Source organism: Paraburkholderia terricola, from assembly GCF_900142195.1.
GTDB classification, from domain to species: domain Bacteria; phylum Pseudomonadota; class Gammaproteobacteria; order Burkholderiales; family Burkholderiaceae; genus Paraburkholderia; species Paraburkholderia terricola.
On the sequence record NZ_FRAB01000023.1, the window covers coordinates 1 to 16,285 of the forward strand.

General features: G+C 61.9%; 19 protein-coding genes and 1 pseudogene. 9 read left to right on the top strand and 11 right to left on the bottom strand.

Annotation, left to right across the window (positions count from 1 at the left end; translation table 11 throughout):
- On the top strand, positions 1-316 hold a 316-nt coding region (locus BUE39_RS19640), incomplete at its 5' end, for a transposase (protein WP_200799515.1).
- Positions 317-369: 53 nt separating this feature from the next.
- Here the strand turns inward: BUE39_RS19640 and BUE39_RS34315 are convergent.
- Complete coding sequence (locus BUE39_RS34315; RefSeq protein WP_143031957.1) at positions 370-564, bottom strand: hypothetical protein; 195 nt, start codon at positions 562-564, stop codon at positions 370-372.
- Between the two features lie 86 nt (positions 565-650).
- Between BUE39_RS34315 and BUE39_RS33800 the strand changes: the two are divergent.
- The 4 genes and pseudogenes from BUE39_RS33800 to BUE39_RS19660 form a co-directional block, all read left to right on the top strand.
- Positions 651-1,069, top strand: a pseudogene (locus BUE39_RS33800) (DUF5131 family protein); the annotation flags it as partial.
- A gap of 262 nt (positions 1,070-1,331) precedes the next feature.
- Complete coding sequence (locus tag BUE39_RS19650) at positions 1,332-1,715, top strand: DUF2946 domain-containing protein (protein ID WP_073430397.1); 384 nt, start codon at positions 1,332-1,334, stop codon at positions 1,713-1,715.
- 101 nt (positions 1,716-1,816) lie between these two features.
- A complete protein-coding gene (locus BUE39_RS19655; protein ID WP_073430398.1) occupies positions 1,817-2,713 on the top strand; it encodes a hypothetical protein in 897 nt (298 codons plus the stop codon).
- 56 nt (positions 2,714-2,769) lie between these two features.
- On the top strand, positions 2,770-3,108 hold the full coding sequence (locus tag BUE39_RS19660) for a copper resistance CopC family protein (protein WP_227470623.1): 339 nt from the start codon (positions 2,770-2,772) through the stop codon (positions 3,106-3,108).
- A gap of 363 nt (positions 3,109-3,471) precedes the next feature.
- On the opposite strand, the gene BUE39_RS19665 is transcribed toward BUE39_RS19660, so the two are convergent.
- Both BUE39_RS19665 and BUE39_RS19670 read right to left on the bottom strand, forming a co-directional pair.
- On the bottom strand, positions 3,472-3,918 hold the full coding sequence (locus BUE39_RS19665) for a hypothetical protein (protein WP_073430400.1): 447 nt from the start codon (positions 3,916-3,918) through the stop codon (positions 3,472-3,474).
- A 32-nt stretch (positions 3,919-3,950) separates the two neighbouring features.
- A complete protein-coding gene (locus BUE39_RS19670; RefSeq protein WP_073430401.1) occupies positions 3,951-4,319 on the bottom strand; it encodes an antibiotic biosynthesis monooxygenase family protein in 369 nt (122 codons plus the stop codon).
- A gap of 103 nt (positions 4,320-4,422) precedes the next feature.
- On the opposite strand from BUE39_RS19670, the gene BUE39_RS19675 reads away from it, so the two are divergent.
- Positions 4,423-4,899 carry a MarR family winged helix-turn-helix transcriptional regulator gene (locus BUE39_RS19675; RefSeq protein WP_073430402.1) on the top strand — a complete coding sequence of 159 codons (477 nt, stop codon included), beginning with the start codon at positions 4,423-4,425 and terminating at the stop codon, positions 4,897-4,899.
- Positions 4,900-5,043: 144 nt separating this feature from the next.
- Here BUE39_RS19675 and BUE39_RS19680 read toward each other — a convergent pair whose 3' ends face one another.
- The 6 genes from BUE39_RS19680 to fae form a co-directional block, all read right to left on the bottom strand.
- A complete protein-coding gene (locus BUE39_RS19680; RefSeq protein WP_073430403.1) occupies positions 5,044-5,991 on the bottom strand; it encodes a quinone oxidoreductase family protein in 948 nt (315 codons plus the stop codon).
- 47 nt (positions 5,992-6,038) lie between these two features.
- Entirely contained in the window at positions 6,039-6,893 is an 855-nt protein-coding gene (locus tag BUE39_RS19685; protein ID WP_073430404.1) for an SDR family oxidoreductase, read from the bottom strand.
- Positions 6,894-7,300: 407 nt separating this feature from the next.
- Entirely contained in the window at positions 7,301-7,702 is a 402-nt protein-coding gene (locus BUE39_RS19690) for a cupin domain-containing protein (protein WP_073430405.1), read from the bottom strand.
- An 88-nt stretch (positions 7,703-7,790) separates the two neighbouring features.
- A complete protein-coding gene (locus BUE39_RS19695) occupies positions 7,791-8,615 on the bottom strand; it encodes an AraC family transcriptional regulator (protein WP_073430406.1) in 825 nt (274 codons plus the stop codon).
- An 81-nt stretch (positions 8,616-8,696) separates the two neighbouring features.
- Complete coding sequence (locus BUE39_RS19700; protein ID WP_073430407.1) at positions 8,697-10,010, bottom strand: MFS transporter; 1,314 nt, start codon at positions 10,008-10,010, stop codon at positions 8,697-8,699.
- Positions 10,011-10,183: 173 nt separating this feature from the next.
- Positions 10,184-10,717 carry a formaldehyde-activating enzyme gene (fae, locus tag BUE39_RS19705; RefSeq protein ID WP_073430408.1) on the bottom strand — a complete coding sequence of 178 codons (534 nt, stop codon included), beginning with the start codon at positions 10,715-10,717 and terminating at the stop codon, positions 10,184-10,186.
- Between the two features lie 346 nt (positions 10,718-11,063).
- On the opposite strand from fae, the gene BUE39_RS19710 reads away from it, so the two are divergent.
- From BUE39_RS19710 to BUE39_RS19720, 3 genes are all read left to right on the top strand, one after another.
- Complete coding sequence (locus BUE39_RS19710; protein ID WP_084561445.1) at positions 11,064-12,062, top strand: quinoprotein relay system zinc metallohydrolase 2; 999 nt, start codon at positions 11,064-11,066, stop codon at positions 12,060-12,062.
- 65 nt (positions 12,063-12,127) lie between these two features.
- Positions 12,128-13,006, top strand: coding sequence for a quinoprotein dehydrogenase-associated SoxYZ-like carrier (locus BUE39_RS19715; protein ID WP_235004902.1), 879 nt, complete (start codon positions 12,128-12,130; stop codon positions 13,004-13,006).
- An 11-nt stretch (positions 13,007-13,017) separates the two neighbouring features.
- The gene (locus BUE39_RS19720) at positions 13,018-14,094 is read left to right on the top strand and encodes an MBL fold metallo-hydrolase (RefSeq protein WP_084561446.1); all 1,077 of its coding nucleotides are present in this window, start codon (positions 13,018-13,020) and stop codon (positions 14,092-14,094) included.
- Positions 14,095-14,107: 13 nt separating this feature from the next.
- Here the strand turns inward: BUE39_RS19720 and BUE39_RS19725 are convergent, their stop codons facing one another.
- Together BUE39_RS19725 and BUE39_RS19730 are read right to left on the bottom strand one after the other, a co-directional pair.
- Positions 14,108-14,365: a hypothetical protein gene (locus BUE39_RS19725; RefSeq protein WP_073430409.1), complete on the bottom strand. Its 258-nt coding sequence runs from the start codon at positions 14,363-14,365 to the stop codon at positions 14,108-14,110.
- 191 nt (positions 14,366-14,556) lie between these two features.
- Positions 14,557-16,278: a glycoside hydrolase family protein gene (locus BUE39_RS19730; RefSeq protein ID WP_235004903.1), complete on the bottom strand. Its 1,722-nt coding sequence runs from the start codon at positions 16,276-16,278 to the stop codon at positions 14,557-14,559.
- Positions 16,279-16,285: the final 7 nt, after the last annotated feature.

The window sequence follows — 16,285 nt, forward strand, 5'->3', positions numbered from 1 at the left end:
TGAGACGCTGAAGAAGGACCGGGAGAGTCTGCTGGCCTTTTACGACTTTCCGGCCGAACACTGGCAGCACCTGCGCACGACGAATGCGATTGAGTCGACGTTCGCGACCGTGCGTCATCGCACCACGCGCACGCGCAACTGCGTGTCGCGACCGACCTTCCTCGGTCTGGCATTCAAGCTGATCGAGGAAGCCGAGAAAACCTGGCGCCGCATCAACGGCCCTGAGCAGATCAAGCTGTTGCTGGAGGGCATTGCCTTCAGGGACGGCGAGCCGGTGCAAGGCGACCAACCGGTTCAGCAGAAACTCGCCGCTTGACGTCGCCGGCCATCAACCGCCCATACACCAGACTTGACCTTATCTCATTCTGATCAATCAGAACCTTGTAAGTCATCGGGATGTCGGTCTTTTTTTTCGTTGCCGCGGCAAATGCCGTTTACCTGTTCTCCATCACAAGACAACATGTAAACAGTAACTTCATTTTCGAAGGGCATCCAGGTGGCTATCTGGTCGGGTAAAAACCAGAAGCTTGCGGCGACTACGAGATGACCAATAAGTCGATTCATTCTGCAGACACCTCCGTCAGGTGGCCACGACAGCAGCGAAAAGGGCGACCCAGGTCTCGCGGCCCTTGTTGAGGGGCAACCCTGTCATGAGCGAGAACAGCAAAATCGCATGGATTGACCACACGTTCGACCCGTGGGAGGGTTGTCAGGAGGTCGGCCCCGGCTGCGACCACCGCTACGCTCAAACGCACAACGCGCGCTTCTCTGACGGCACGGCCGCGGGCGTACTTGCGGCGCCGCACGTCGGCAGCGAACCGGCGCAAACCGCTGCAGTGGTCCAGACTGGCTTCTGCTCACGAAGCGGATCGGAAATGCAGCGGCAATGATCGAGAAGAGCCTTCGCCTCGTCGGGCGGGACGTCAACGCACCGTGGCCATTGTCGAACGTCTGGCTCCGCGCGACAGTGGTAAACCAAACAGAAGCGGATCTGTGACATCCCCAGTCACTCGCGATGCCGGCGAGCGCGATCCTTTGCGCGGAACTACTGGTCGGTCCGGTCGATGTCGAACGGCCAATGCCCGGGCCGGACCTCGATCGGTGCGGCCGATTGCTTTCCCAGATGCGAGAAAATCAGACGAGGTAGCCGGCAGGCGATATCGGTGAGCATTGCGTGGCAACGCTGACGTACGTCTCGACGGCATGTCGCCAGGATATTGATCTCGCGGAATCGTCCCATTAACAAATGTGATGTACCCCATACGCGCCTTATACGCTGGGTGCCATAATCGCGCACCATGACGACAGCGTCGCCCCAACCGGCCCGACCCATGCTCGCGCGTTTCCACCTGAAGATTGGCAGCCTTCTGGGATTGCTGGCGATCCTGATGGCGACATTCGCGCCGACCGTGTCCCAGACGCGCGCCGCGAGCCGCGATGGGACGGCTCTTTTTTCCGCCACGCTTTGCTCCGCGCAATCGTCGCCAGACGACGCGCCGGATAGCCATGGTGCTTCCCACTCGCTGGCGTCCCACTTGCAGGCCTGCGGATACTGCAACCTGCTTGCGCACATGCCAGCGTTGCCAGGCGTTCAAGTCGCGTTTGCCGTTGTGGTCTGGGCAATCCAGCATCGCATTGCAACCCGGTTCGATAGCATCCGGCGCGTCCTGCCATTCGTCGCTGCCCAGCCCCGCGCCCCGCCAGCGTCATTCTGAATCAAGTCTTAGCGACGCGATGCATTAGCCGCATCGCAGTGTGTCGCGCGCCTGTCACCAGACAGGCGGCGGCCTGACGACGACTTCAAACAGGAATGAATATGCACACCATTTCAAGGCGCGGCGGTAAACCGCTGTTCGCGGCGGCCATCCTTTCGGCTGCCATCAGTTCACTTCTGCTATTCCCCTCGCTCGCATCTGCTCATGCGATTGCGGGCGACCGCGTCTTTCCGGCCACCATGGCGGTGGATGATCCCGGCGTAGGCGACGAAGCCAACCTTGTATACGGCCACCAGCGCGTGCCCGGTGACGATGGCGATCAGAGTATCAATACCTTTGATTTCGAGTACGACAAGCTGATCACACCAAGGCTGGCCCTCTCGGTCACCGGCTCCTATGAGATGCAAAACAACCCGACCGCCCGTGGTTTCAACAACTTCGGTCTCGGCCTGAAGTACCTGTTGTACGTCAACGAGGCGCACGAGTTCATGACGTCTGTCGGCGTCAATGCCGAATTTGGCGGCACGGGAAGCCGCGCGATTGCCGACAACTTCTCGACCATTTCGCCGACCGTTTATGTCGGCAAGGGCATGGGAGACCTGCCTGATTCGCTGGCCTACCTGCGTCCTATCGCGCTTACCGCCGAAGCCGCACCCGCCCTCACCACGGGCGCGGGACAGCCTAACGCCTTCAACTACGGCTTCACGTTCCAGTACAGCCTGCCGTACCTGCAGCAGCATGTACGTGACCTGGGTTTGCCGCAACCGCTTGCGAATATCATTCCGATAGTCGAGGTTCCGTTGTCGAGAAGCCAGGGGCAGACAACTGGCACGGTCAACCCTGGTTTCATCTGGGTCAACCGCTACGGTCAATTCGGCGTCGAAGCGCAGATCCCAGTGAACCGCGCGAGCGGCTCGCACGTGGGCATTCTCGTACAGGCCCACATCTTCCTCGATGATGTCGCGCCGAGAACACTCGGCAAACCGCTGTTCCAGTGATGAAGGAGTCCACGATGAACCGGAATCGAAGCACCCGGAGACAGGCCATCGTGGGCATGGCCGGCTTCTTCGCCGGCCTTGTTTTCGCCGACACCGCGTTTGCACACGTATTTCCGCAGAAACAGGAACCGGGAGCCGGCGCGAGCGTTGCTGCACCGTCGGGGGTGAAAATCATCTTCGACGGGCCGCTGGAGCCGGCATTTTCATCGCTCACGATCACCAATGCCGCAGGAAAGCAGGTCAACGCCGATAAGTCCCTGGTCGACCCGCATCAGCCAGAAGCGATCACCGTTGCACTGCCTCCTCTGCAGACCGGGCGCTATATCGTGCACTGGGTGGCAGTCGCTTCGGACGGGCATCGCAGCCACGGCGATTACACGTTCGAAGTCAAGTAGGCGTCGGCGGCATCGCAGCATGTCGAATTCTTTCTCGTACAGTTTGCGGTGCCGTCCGGCCTTTAAGGCGTTGAAGACGTGTTCGACTATCGTCTCGTCGAATTTCGTATCGGGGTCGAGGGTCTGCAAAGATCGCGACTTGCGGTTTGTGTGTGACCGTGAGAATTGAGCAGGACATTACTTTATCGCTGACCGATTCATTCGAGCCGGCAAGCGGACGCCCGCCACTTTTAATTGAGAGGCAGCAACGGGTCGGTCGCGTGCCGCGAATCGGCGACAGAGCGGTGACCGCCCAATCTCACCGATTCCACACGCCTGCGCGGATCGCTGACAACCAAAGTCGCTCCATCGCTGTTTGCGTGTTTACGCTGGTCGTCGGCGAAACCGACCTTTCATTCGCAGACCATCGCGCATGTTCAAGCCGAGCAATGCGATATTTGCAGCTCCCGCAAAAAGCTCGAGAGCCTGAACGCTATAGAAGACAGCATCGAACTCGCCCCCCTTCGCCTTGGCCGCGAGGAAAAAGGCCGCGGGCATGAGCACCAGAATGCCGTTGGCGGCGATCAGCTGTGTGCGCCTGATCTTCGCGTCGACCAGCATCGGTCGCCGTCCCCTGGCGGAAGCGAACCCTGAGCCTCCCGTTGCTGCGAGCGCCGGAACAAGTAGCGTGAAGCCCCAGCATATGGCCGCCTTGACTACAGCAACGGTCGCGTGAGACGCGAACAGTTCCGCAAGAACCGTTGACATCCAGAACGCCGCAATCGTGAGAATCGCGAGCATGCCGGCAACTGGATGAATCATTTTGAGCATGGTGTCCTTCCTTTTCCGCAAACCTGTTTTCGCTATGCGACGCAGATGCCCGACACTGCAACTTTCTGGAACAGATGCGGACTGGCAACGGTCGAGGACGGATACGTCGAGAGCTTTGCCCGAAACTCCGGATGTGTAAACGCTGCCCGGAAATGGGAGGTCGTCTCCCAGACGGCATAGTTGAGATAGGCCGGGCTATCGCCGATCGCCCGGTGAAGCTGGGTCGAAATGAAACCCGGTTGCTGCTTCATGAACCCCGCGTCGTCTCGCCAAGCCTGGAGGAATACCTGCTCGTCGCTTCTGTCCAACGTGAACACATTCACCAGGATGACGGGGGAGACGTCGAGGGCGATCTGACGCTCAAGCGGAAAGGCAGCATCCAGAGGGCGGATGGATGGCATGATTGGACCCGGAAGATGAGTGGATAACGATACGAAGCTTCCTATGTTGACACTATGTTGTCAATTGGTAAACTTTGATTCATATTGGATTTCTGGTAACCAAATGAAAAAAACCAAGCGAACCCGGGCGGGAACGGCTCTGACTGACCTCATCCTCGGCATGTTTCGGGCCAATAATCTTACATTGGCGTGGGGCGACCGCCTTGTCGCTCCTCTTGGACTAACAAGCGCCCGCTGGCAGATTCTCGGCGCCATTGTGGCGGCGGATCGCCCCCAGCCGGTGGCTTGGCTCGCACGCGATCTCGGCGCCAATCGCCAGAACGTGCAGCGCATCGTCAACGATCTGGGTAAGGAAGGGCTTATCAGCTTCGAGCCCAATCCGCATCACCGCCGCGCGCAACTCGTCGTGCTAACCGACAAGGGACAGCGGACATACGACGCCGCCATCAGCCTGTACGACCCTCAGGTGAACGCACTCGCGGACGAATTCACCTTCGAAGACATCGAAATCGCCGGCCGTGTCATGACGGCCTTGCGGAAGAGACTCGAAGGAGATGAAGGTGCGGGAGGAGAAAGCTGAGCCCAGCGGCGCGTACGGCCGCGAAGCGGATGTAGGCAGGCGCTAGACCGGCGCGACTGGCCAGTTCGCTGCCTTGACGACAACGCTGGCGCGCGCGGTGGTGACCGCCATCGCGTCCCGAAGAATGGGGCGCGGTTGGCGGTTTCAGGCACGCAGTACGAGCCGGTAATCGTCCGCGCCGTCTTCCCACGCTTCAGCGACAGCCGAAAGCGGCAACGTTCTAACCGGCGTGTCAAAACCAGCCTCCGGTATCGCGGCAAGCAACTCGCCAGCGCCTGCAACCAGCTCGTTCATCGAGAGGCTTCCGATGCCACATCCGAGAATCTCCAGTCCTGAACTACGCAGGCTGTGAGCGCTGATCGCAATCGACTCTCCCGCGATCGAACCAATCTGGACGTAGCGAAGCCGTGGCTCTCCGGCACTTGAGCCGCGATTGGCCGTCGCAGCAGCGATTATGCGAGTGGCCGGTTCACCCCAAAGGTAGTCCAGCACCACATCGACCCCCTCCAAAAAGGCGCGACGCAGCGCCTCATCCGCATTCTGGTCCAGAGGGATCTTATCGACTGCCTCGGGCAGTGAGGCCAGCTTGGTCTCGTTGCGACCAGTGGCAATAATCCGGCTCGCCCCGAGATTTGTCGCGATCTGGACGGCGAGTGCGCCGGCGGAACCCGTTGCCCCATTGATCAGCACAGTTTCGCCTGCTTGAAATTCGGCGCGGCTTCTGAGCGCAACCCAGGAGGAGAGCCCTGCGGTCACGACGGCCGCCGCGCGCTCGTCGGCGACGCCCTCGGGCACGGGAACGACGGAACTCGTCGCAACGAGCGTTTTCTCCGCCATGGATCCGAACGGCGGCTTTGGAAACAGGAAGTACACCCGCCGACCGGCAGCGTCGGTCCCGACGCCATCGATCCCCGGCACAAAACCGGCCGCGGCACCACTGGCGTAGTGCTTGCCGGCGGCGAGACTTTTCACGATCGGGCTAAGCGGTGCGACACTCACATTGACGACCGTCTCACCCTCACCCGCCTCTGGTTCGTCGTAATGGCCGAAGACGGGTGGCGATCCAAATGCATGAACGACTGCAGCCCGCATTTGCCTATCCTTTTACGAAAAGCATCTCAATTTCATAAAAACCGCCTTCAGCCTTTCAGGGCTTGAGCTACGGCATCGTATAGCGATGTGGTGGAGCGGCCGATCAGACGGCTCAAGCTGTGGCTGTCATCATGCAGGGCGCCTTTTGAGGCGGCGACATCGTATTCCACGAGCTTATTGGCTACCGGTTCGGCCAGACCGGCCCTGATCAGGGCCGCGCGAAACTCCCCTTCGGGCAAATTCGTATAGCCGATGGATCCGCCGGTCTGGCGCGCCACTTCGGCAGCAAGCTCAGCTAGCGTGTAGGGCTCGTCCCCCGCCAGTTCGTAGACCTTTCCAGCCTGTCCCGCCGATGTGAGAACCGCGGCCGCGGCCTCGGCATAATCGCGACGGGTCGCCGAGGCGATCCGGCCGTTGCCGGCGCAGCCGATGAAGGCATTGCGCTGAAGGGCCGACGAGAGCGACGCCAGGTAGTTTTCCGTGTACCAGCCGTTGCGGAGCAGCACATATGGCAAACCGCTTGCCTTGAGCATCGCCTCTGTTTCCCTGTGCGCAGCGGCAAGGCCGAGCGGCGAACTGTCGGCATGCAGCAAGCTTGTATAGGCGATCAGGCCGACCTTGTCCTTATTTGTGGCATCAATCACGTTGCGGTGCTGATGCACACGCTCGCCGGTGTCGGCGGATGAGATCAGAAGCAGCTTGTCCACGCCGGCAAAGGCCCGCTCGAGGCACTGCGCGTTGTCATAGTCTCCCTGACGGACCGTTACACCGTTGGCTTTCAAGACATCGGCCCTGGCGGGACTGCGAACGACGGCAACGATTTCCGCTGCGGGAACGGTCTTCAGAAGAGCGTCGATAACGAGTTTGCCCAGTTGGCCAGTAGCGCCGGTAACTGCGATCAAAGGGCCTCCGAGGTAAATGCCATTCTGAGCAATGTACCCTTGTTGACATCATGATGTCAACAAGGGTACATTGTATCAAATAAGAAATACCGCACATTCGGGCTGCTATCGCTGATACCGACACGCCAAGGATGGAAGAAGCCTCATATCGCGATTGAGACATTGTTGGTGAAGAGAGGAACGTCCGCTTCCCTCTGCCTCGACCGTTCCTTGTGGATCGTTTCCCCCAATCGCCCTATTCGCCACGATCAACAAACAATCGGACTCGCTTCAGCCCTGGTCCGGCCAACCCCGATCGTTCGCCCACCGTCTTTAGATGCTTGCCCCGCGAGCCCCACATTCCTGAGCGCGAGCCGCCGCCGCGCCCTACGAAACTCGCCCGCTACCCCCCCCTCGCCGGCACCACATCAAACCCACACATCATTCATCACCGTCCGATCGCTCGCCGCATCCCCAGTATTGACAACACCCCGCGGCTCGATAAGCAAAAGCTTGACCTCCGACTCCGCATACGGCTTATGTTCGACGCCCTTCGGCACCACCGCCAGTTCGCCCGCGCGCAGCAGGATGGAACCGTCGCGAAAGTCGATCCGCAATTCGCCCGCGAGCACGATAAAAGTTTCATCGGTTTCAGCGTGCCGATGCCAGAGGAAATCGCCTTCGATCTTCACCACCTTGAACTGATAGTCGTTCATTTCGGCAACCACGCGTGGCTGCCAATGACCGTCGATCAGGCCGATCTTCCCGATCAGATTGATTGCCTCGCCCTGACCACGCGACGCGGGCGCGGGTCCGATTATCTGCGTCATGATCTGCTCCGTCTGCTGTTGAACATGAAGCAGAGAATACGACTCGCAGCGAAGCCCGTCTTGAACGATCGTGCGTACCGGCTCGGCGCTAACGCACGCCTTTCGCGATTTGCAGCCAGCGAGCCGGAGGCATGCCGTATGTCTTCGTGAAGTGCCGCGTCATGTGGCTCTGGTCGGCGAAGCCGACGGCCGCGGCCACGTCGGCTAGCGTGACGCCACGCAGCATCATCGCTCGCGCGGCATCGAGCCGGCGCATGGTCAGGTAGCGGTAAGGGCTCGTGCCATAGAACGTTCGAAAATCGCGCGACAGGCTCCAGCGGTCCCGTCCGGTTGCTGTTTCGATTTCCTCCAGCGTGACGACCCGTTGCGAGTGCGCATGCAGATAGTCGCGCGCGAGTCGAGCACTGGCGAAATCTCCGCCGGCGCGCGGCGACGGCGTGCGGGACACCGCCGCGAGCGCAAGCGCCAGTTCAGCGAGCGCGTCGTGTCGTTCGAGCGGCTCGATGCGATGGGACGGTTGCTGCAGCAAGGTCTCGGTCGCCATCGACAAACGGACGTCCGTCGTCACGCCGCCCTCGATGAACGGCAGCGCCCGGCCGCCCAGGACTTCCTGAAACAGCGCCGGCTCGATATAAACCATCCGGTAATGAAAGCCTTCACCCGTGCCGGCCTGGCCGTCGTGCGGTTCGTCGGGATGAAGCACCATCGTATGGCCGGGCAAGCTGTGGCGCATGCCGCGCCGGTAGTTGAACGTTTGCACGCCGGCCAGCGTGCGGCCGATCGCGTAGGTATCGTGCCGATGCAGCGCATAAGCCTTGCCTTCGAAGAAGGCTTCGATGCGTTCGATCCCTTCCATCGGTTCAGCCCGATGCACCCAATCAGCGCGTTTCAGAACATTGTCTCGTTGCTTCATCGCGGTTATCGCACGCCGGCGATCGAAAGTTGAGCCTGTCTCCTAAGGCATTCGATAATAACGCAGCCGCGATTTGCCGCTCTACGCAGCGGCATCGTCCCTGATCGGTTGCCGAGCCATGAACCAGTAGAACAGCGCCGCACACCCCGCGATAGCGCCGCCTGAAATAAACGCGAGCGCATACGATCCCGTCCGGTCGACAATAAAACCCGCGACAACAGGCGAGAAGGCCCCGCCGAAATAACCGCCGAAGTTCTGAATCGCGCTCACCGACGCAATCATCGACGAAGGCGCAATATCCGCCGCGAGCGCCCAGGCCGAACCAATCACCGCGGCAATGAAAGCAAGGCCGATGGTAAACAACACGAGCGTCACACTCAGCGCATGCGTAAACGGTATGGCAATCGCGCAAACGGCGGCGCCCGCCGCGCAGCACGCGATCAACAGCCGCTTCGCGCCGATGGGCGACGCGAGTTCCCGATCGACGATCTTCTTCGCCAGATAGCCCACCGCGATTTCACCCAACGCGCCGCCGACCCAAGGAATACCCGCATACATGCCGAGTTGCGCGAACGAGATATGAAAGCGGTCGAGCAAATACAACGGTAAAAATACGAGGAAAATATTCCACAGCCAGATCGTGCAGAAGTAGCCGAGAATCATCCCCCACACGCTACGGCGAGTGAACAGCGAGCGCCACTTGAGCGACGACGTCGCGAGCGATCGTTCACGGCCGCCGCCGCCCGCCTCGATATAGTCGAGTTCTTCCTTCGACAAGCGTTGGCTGTCGACCGGGTTGCGATAAAGCAGCAGAAACAGCAGCGCGAAGCCGATGCCAAACGCACCCGTCACATGAAACAGCGAGCGCCAGCCGAACGCGATCATCAATGCGACAAGCATGGCCGGCGCGAGCGCCGGTCCCCATTTCGACGACGAGTCCCACACGCCGGTCGCGAAGCCGCGCTCCTTGGCCGGGAACCATGCAGCGGTGATTTTCGCCGAGGTCGGCCAGCACGGCGCCTCGCCCACCGCGAGCAACGCACGCATCACCACTAACCCCGAGATCGACCCGACCACGCCCGTCAACCAGGTCGCCACGCTCCACCAGATCATGCCGAGCGCGTACGCACGCTTCGCGCCGAAGCGGTCGATCACCCATCCGGCCGGCAACTGCATCACCGCGTAAGTCCATGCGAACACGCTGCCGAGCAAGCCGATCTGCGTGCGCGTGAGCCCGAGTTCCTGAATCATTCCGGGCGCGGCGATCGACAGGCTCGCGCGGTCCAGATAGTTGATGATCCCGCCGAGCAGCAGCCAGATCAGCACATGCCAGCGGTAATTGAGGCGAGCGGGCCGCGTTGCGGCGGCCGATGCGGTGATGATGTCCTTGTCCAAATCGCGTCTCCGTTCAGATGGCCTCGCGCGGCCATTTTTGGTCGTGGGTGACTGAACGGAAAGTGTACGAATGGAAACGCTCCGGCTTCAATGTCGAAACCGGATGGGCCGATAGCGTTTGCGTTATCGAATGGCGGCTTTCATCGAGCATTCACAAGCCGGCTCGCCGCCGCTCAACTCCAGTCATCCATATCGTGTTTGATGCTGTGGCGATTGGCGATCAGCGTCTCGACGCTCGGCTCGTTGTTCATCGCGCGCTGGATCGCGAGCTTCGTCGCCTCGTAGTTGGTGCGGTACATGTCCTTCTTGTCGAGGTTGGGGTCCGTCACGCAACGCGGGTCGATCCATACGAGGCTGATGATGCACAGGTCGTTGGCCTGGTCCTTGGGCAGAATGCCCTCGATCAAACAATCGACCACCGCGTCGGCAGTGGCGGACTGCACGACTCCGCCGAACAGATCGATGGTCGCCATGTCCTTCAGCGTGACCTTCGGGACGATGATGGTCGCGGGCCGCACCATCTGATTGCACGCGCGAATCGCGAACATCGCCGTGTGCCCCTTGCTTTGCGCCATCATGCCGGCGAACGCGTGACCGACCGGGCCGTCGACGCGGCCGATCAGGATCTCCGGCATGGCGTCGGTCGCCTGGCCGTCGGCGGCGAACACGGTCGCTTCGCCCGCGCGGAATGTCAGATCGGTACTCATGGGTAAGCTCCTTGGCTGGTTGCAGGGATAAATCGCTGGTCGAAAAGACGGCTGAATGCAAGGACAATGCCCAGGGCGCGCGATCGAGTGCGCGACCGGCACATATGCCGCTATATCGGCGCGAAGTCGTGGCGTTACGGCGTTTTTGTTTCTGGCGGCACGACGCACGGATACGCATGACGGGCGGCCGTGGAAGGTGACAGTGAGCAAAGTGTCAGCCTTTCGTTACAGCAAGCCACGGGAAGTCGCTAGGTTATTCGCGGAAGCCCGCGCTATGATTTCGCCGAGCCTCACTTCTTTATCAACTTACGGTGAAGACCGCAGTGCATCCCATCTCCGGTTCCTTATGGTCGCGGAAATAAACGGCTTGATCCGCCCGGAGATCCGCGCGCTCATCGCAGGGTTATGCGCCGCGTTGCTGTGCGCCGCAGCAACGCCGTCAGCGGATGCGGCGCCATCCACGGCCAAGGCCGTATCCCAGCCGGCCGTGTTGAGCGTCACGCAACTGGCGCCGGGGCTCTACGCCCACCGCGGCCACGACGATGTTGCGACGCGTCAGAACGGCGGCGACATCGCCAACGTCGGCTTCGTGATCGGCACACGCTGCGTCGCGGTAATCGATACCGGCGGCACCGCCGCCGAGGGCCGCGCGCTGCGCGCCGCGATTCGCGCCGTCACGCCGCTGCCGGTGTGTTATGTGATCAATACCCACATGCATCCCGACCACATTCTCGGCAACGCCGCGTTCGTCGACGATCATCCGCAATTCGTCGGCAGCGACAAACTGGCGGAAGCGGAGATGTCGCACGCGGCAAACTATCTGCGCGTGCTGACGCGCGAACTGGGCGACGTCGCCGCCGGCAGCCGCGTGATTCCGCCCACGCTGCCGGTTCACGACACGCTCGATCTCGACCTCGGCTCGCGCGTCCTGACGTTGCGCACGTGGAAAACTGCCCATACGAACAACGATCTGACCGTCTACGATAAAAGAACAGGCACGCTGTGGCTCGCCGATCTGCTGTTTGCGGGCTGTCTGCCGGTGATCGACGGCAGCGTGCTCGGCTGGCTCGACGACCTCGCGACAATCCGCGCACTGCCGGGCGTGCGGCGTGTGGTGCCGGGGCACGGTCCCCTGCGCGTTCAATGGCCCCAGGCGCTGGATGCCGAACGCGACTATCTGGCTCGCCTCGCGCGCGATGTCCGCGCGGCAATCCGTGCCGGCCAGACCATGCAGCAGGCCGTCGATACGATCGGCGTCGATCAGCGCGGCCGGTGGCGGCTGGTCGATGTCTATCACCGCCGCAATGTGACGGCGGCGTATGCCGAACTCGAGTGGGAGCAGTAGCAGTAGCAGGACCCATGAGCGCCGCGCGCATGCCGTGCCCGCGCCGCGAATGAAGGAGACGACAGATGCAAGCCATGAAACCTCACGCGGTGACATGGGCCGCAGGATTCGCGCTCGTCAGCATGCTGACGATGGGCCACGTGACCCAGGCGGCGCAGTCCTCGCCCGACGACGACCCCAACAAGGTGGCCAGTTGGCTGGATTTCCGCGCGGGCACCTTCCAGGACCGGCCGATCGACGCCCACGGCGATGCGGTCATCAAGCTCGACGCGCCGAAGCGCGCCGCCGACGCCGCGATCGTGCCGATCTCGATCACCGCGCAATTCCCGCAAACGCCCACGCGCTACATCCGCAAGATTTATCTGTTCATTGACCAGAACCCCGAACCCTACGCGGGATGGTTCGAGTTCACGCCCGAGTCGGGACGCGCCAGCATCGAAACGCGTGTACGTGTGGAGGATTACACGTTCATGCGCGCCATTGCGGAGACCAACGACGGCCGCCTGTATAGCGCGGTGCGTTTCGTCAAGGCGTCGGGCGGCTGTTCGGCGCCGGCCGGCAAGGACGACGAAGCCGCCGCGGTGAATGTCGGCAAGATGCGTCTGCGCACCGAGGGCGCCGCGCCCGCCGGCCAACCGCAACTCGCGCAGCTGATGATCAGCCATCCCAATCGTACCGGCATGGCGATGAACCAGATCACCCGCATGTATGCGTCCGCCTATTACGTTCGCAAGATCGACGTGACCTACGCGGGCAAGCCGGTGATGACCGCGAACGTGAATTTCTCGATCAGCGAGAATCCGAACTTCCGCTTTTATTTCATGCCGCGCGGCAGCGGCGAACTGAAGGCGGCCGTACAGGACACGCAAAAACACGTCTTCGAAAGCGCGATCAGCGTGCCGGCGCAAGGCGTCGCGGCCCAGCCCGCGCCGGCGCACATGTGACGAAGAAGCGGATGAGCGAGGCACGTCACGCGCGCGCCGCTTCGACCCAGCGCATCTCGCGGTGCATGGCGGCAGCGCTCGCCGGTACATGGCTCGCGTTGCTGATGCTGGTCCTGCCGTTGCGCACCGCGCACGCGCAGCCGGCCGAGGCCGACGCAGCGTCCACGCAAGCGTCGCCCGCGATGGCGGCATCGGGCAGCGCTGTCCTGCCCGCGGTCGCGACGGGGCGTGACATTCCGAAGCCGGTCGAACTCGCGCCGGGCGTCTACGCGATGCTCGGCAACGGCGACGCGGTCGCGCCGCGCAATCATGGCATCGTCGCGAATAACGGCTTTCTGGTGGGCCCGAGCGGCGTGGTGGTGATCGACACCGGCTCGTCGTACCGCTATGGCCGCGCGATGATCGAAGCGATTCATCGCGTCACGCCCTTGCCGATCGAGTTGGTGATCCTCACCCATCAAGCGCCCGAATTCGTGTTCGGCGCGGCCGCGTTTCGCGATGCGGGCGTGCCGATTCTGGCGCACCGCCGCACCGCCGAATTGATCGCCGCACGCTGCGCGATCTGTTTGAAGAATCTGCGCCGCACACTGGGCGAGGACGAAATGGCCGGCTCGCGCGTGACGGTGCCGGACCGCACCGTCGACGATTCGACGCGCCTCCAGGTGGGCGGGCGCGAACTCGAACTGCTCTACTTCGGCACCGCCGCGACGCCGGGCGACCTTGCGGTGCGCGACGTGCAAACCGGCGTGCTGTTCGCCGGCGCGCTCGTGAACATCGGACGTATTCCCGAGCTTCGCAACGAGTCGATCCCCGGCTGGCTCGCTGCGCTCAAGCAGATCGACAATACGCCTGGCGTCGCCAAGGTGGTGCCCGCCTTCGGTCCGGTGGTCGCGCCTGCGCGCATCGGCGAGGCCGGCGAGTACCTGCGCGCACTCGATGCGGCGGTGCGTCACGCGTACGCTTCCGGCGACGGACTCGTGAGCGCGAAGGAGCGCACACAAACACCGCGCTTTCGTACATGGAAACTGTATTCGGTGGCGCACCCGCAAAACGTGCAACGGGTTTATCTGGAGTTGGAGCAGCGCTGAGCGATAAGGAAACTCATTGCTTGATCGGTGCTGTCTCGCTCGACGCCGACGCTCCCTCGGGCGACATCGCTTTCGCGCGCTTGTCCATCAGGGTGCCCGACGCGTTGCCATGAACGCCCTTGCCGGCTTCTTCCTGCATCTGCTGTCCGGCCTTTCCCGGTTCCTCGCGTGGCTGGGCCTGCGTGGTCGATTTATCGGTTCCGCCTTGCGCAAACGCGCAGACGCTGGCGGCGATCGCTATCGCGCCGCTCGCTATTCTGATCATGTTCATGGTCGTCTCCCATTCGAAGCTGTCTCGTCGCCGTATAGGCACAGTGATATCAGCATCACGCGTGCCAGCAACCGTTGAGACGAACGGGAAATCCAACCGAGGTTATCGACGCGCCGCCGTTCGCGAGCGGCGCGTCAATGGTTCTGAACGCTCTCTTATTGGCGTTTCTCGTCGGCGTTTATCGTCGGCGTTTATTGACCGGTATAGCCGAGCGGCACCGTCGCATTGCTTTTCGCAATCGTCGCGTTATTCGACACGATGTACTGCGGCACCTCCGTGAGTGTCAGCGCGACCCGGCCGTCGGTATAGGGGAGCGTGCTCGTGTTCCCGTAACCGTCGATCTTCGTCACGTTACCCGACGTCCCCGGACTGTCGACCTGAAGCGAATAACCGGTCGAGTACGTCTGGCTATACACGCCGCCGCTGGTGGGCCACTGCGCGTTGCTGTGCGCCCATGCGGCGGTCACGACCTTGCCGTTGCCGAGTTGCTGGAACGCATACACGAAGGTTCCCGACGGCGCGCCCGTGACCCGGCCCAAGGTGTTGGTGCCGTCCAGAACGCGAGTCATCGTGGCGAAGGCCATCGCTTCGGGCTTCGGCGAAAGATTCGTTGCGCCGAATGCGCCCTGTGCGTTATTCAGGTCGAAGAACGTGCCGTATCCCACTTCGCCCGGATAGTCAGCCCCATAGAAAAACGTGGTGAGCTGCGCGCCGCCGCCAAGCACGATGATGTGCGCCCGCACGCCAACCGCGGCATGCGCGAACAACTGGTTCTGCGACGGCACCGTGGGGCTGTAGCTGAGGCCGGGATCGTAGCTCGCGCCTGCTTCGGTGAAGAAGAGCTTCATGTTCGGCTTGCCCGCCTGCATCACCGAGCGCAACTGCGCCATCTGTTTGTCGAGCGCGTTGGCCTGGTTCGCCGGATCGGGATCGGAATCCTGCAACTCGGGCGGATGAGCCGGATAGGTGCCGGCATTCCAGTAGCCATGCGTCGATACGGCATCGATGTAATTCCACAGACCCAGCGCGCCGAACTTCTTCAGATAGCCGGTGGTGCAGGTGTCGCAATTCGCGGCGAACGGATTGGCCGTGCCCATCACGACTGCATTCGGATCGGTGGAGTGAATGCCTTCGTAAGCAGCCTTGTACATGGCGACGAAATTCGCGTCGCTATCCGACCAGCCGAGGCTCGGCTCCCACGTCACCTGATAGTAGTTCTTCTGCTGGTTCGGATAGTTTGCCGCGCGGATCAGGCTCGTATCGCTACCGACTCTCGCCATGAAGTTCTGGAACTCGGGCATGTTCAGCGGCGCATAGTAGCTGTCGGTGTACTGGCCGGTCTTCGAATTCCAGGCGGGCAGTCCATCGAGACGCACGATGCGCATCTGATCGGGATTGGCTTTATAGAACGGATCGAGATCGTTCACGCTCGGCGTGTAGGTGTTCGGGCCATTGGGCTCCATGACCGACTGCTGACGATCGTCGATCGTCCACGAGATCCCCAGAGCGCGCAGCGCGGCGATATTGCCGTTGAAACCCTGCATGCCGAAACGGTGTTGATCCTGGTGCGCATACGTCACGGTGCCCAATACCGGCTTGAGATTGGGCAATACGCCGAATGTCGCGATACCCATCGGGCGCGTTCCGCTTCTCGGCAGCGTGCCGCCATTCGCGCGCAGCGTCGCGGTAAGCGCGCCGTAGCCGGACCATGTCGACGTACAGGGAATCGTATTGGTCTGCGCGCCGGCGCTCACCGCGAAACTTCCCTGCGCCTTGATCGCGCCATTCGTGTCGGCGACGGACCAGATCACCGTATCCGCGCTCTGCGAATTCGTCGTGATCGCGAGCTTGAACGGTGCGTTGTTCTGGAAGATGCGCAGGCCATCGGTGGTGGGGGTGTCCGCGCTGATCAATCCGTTC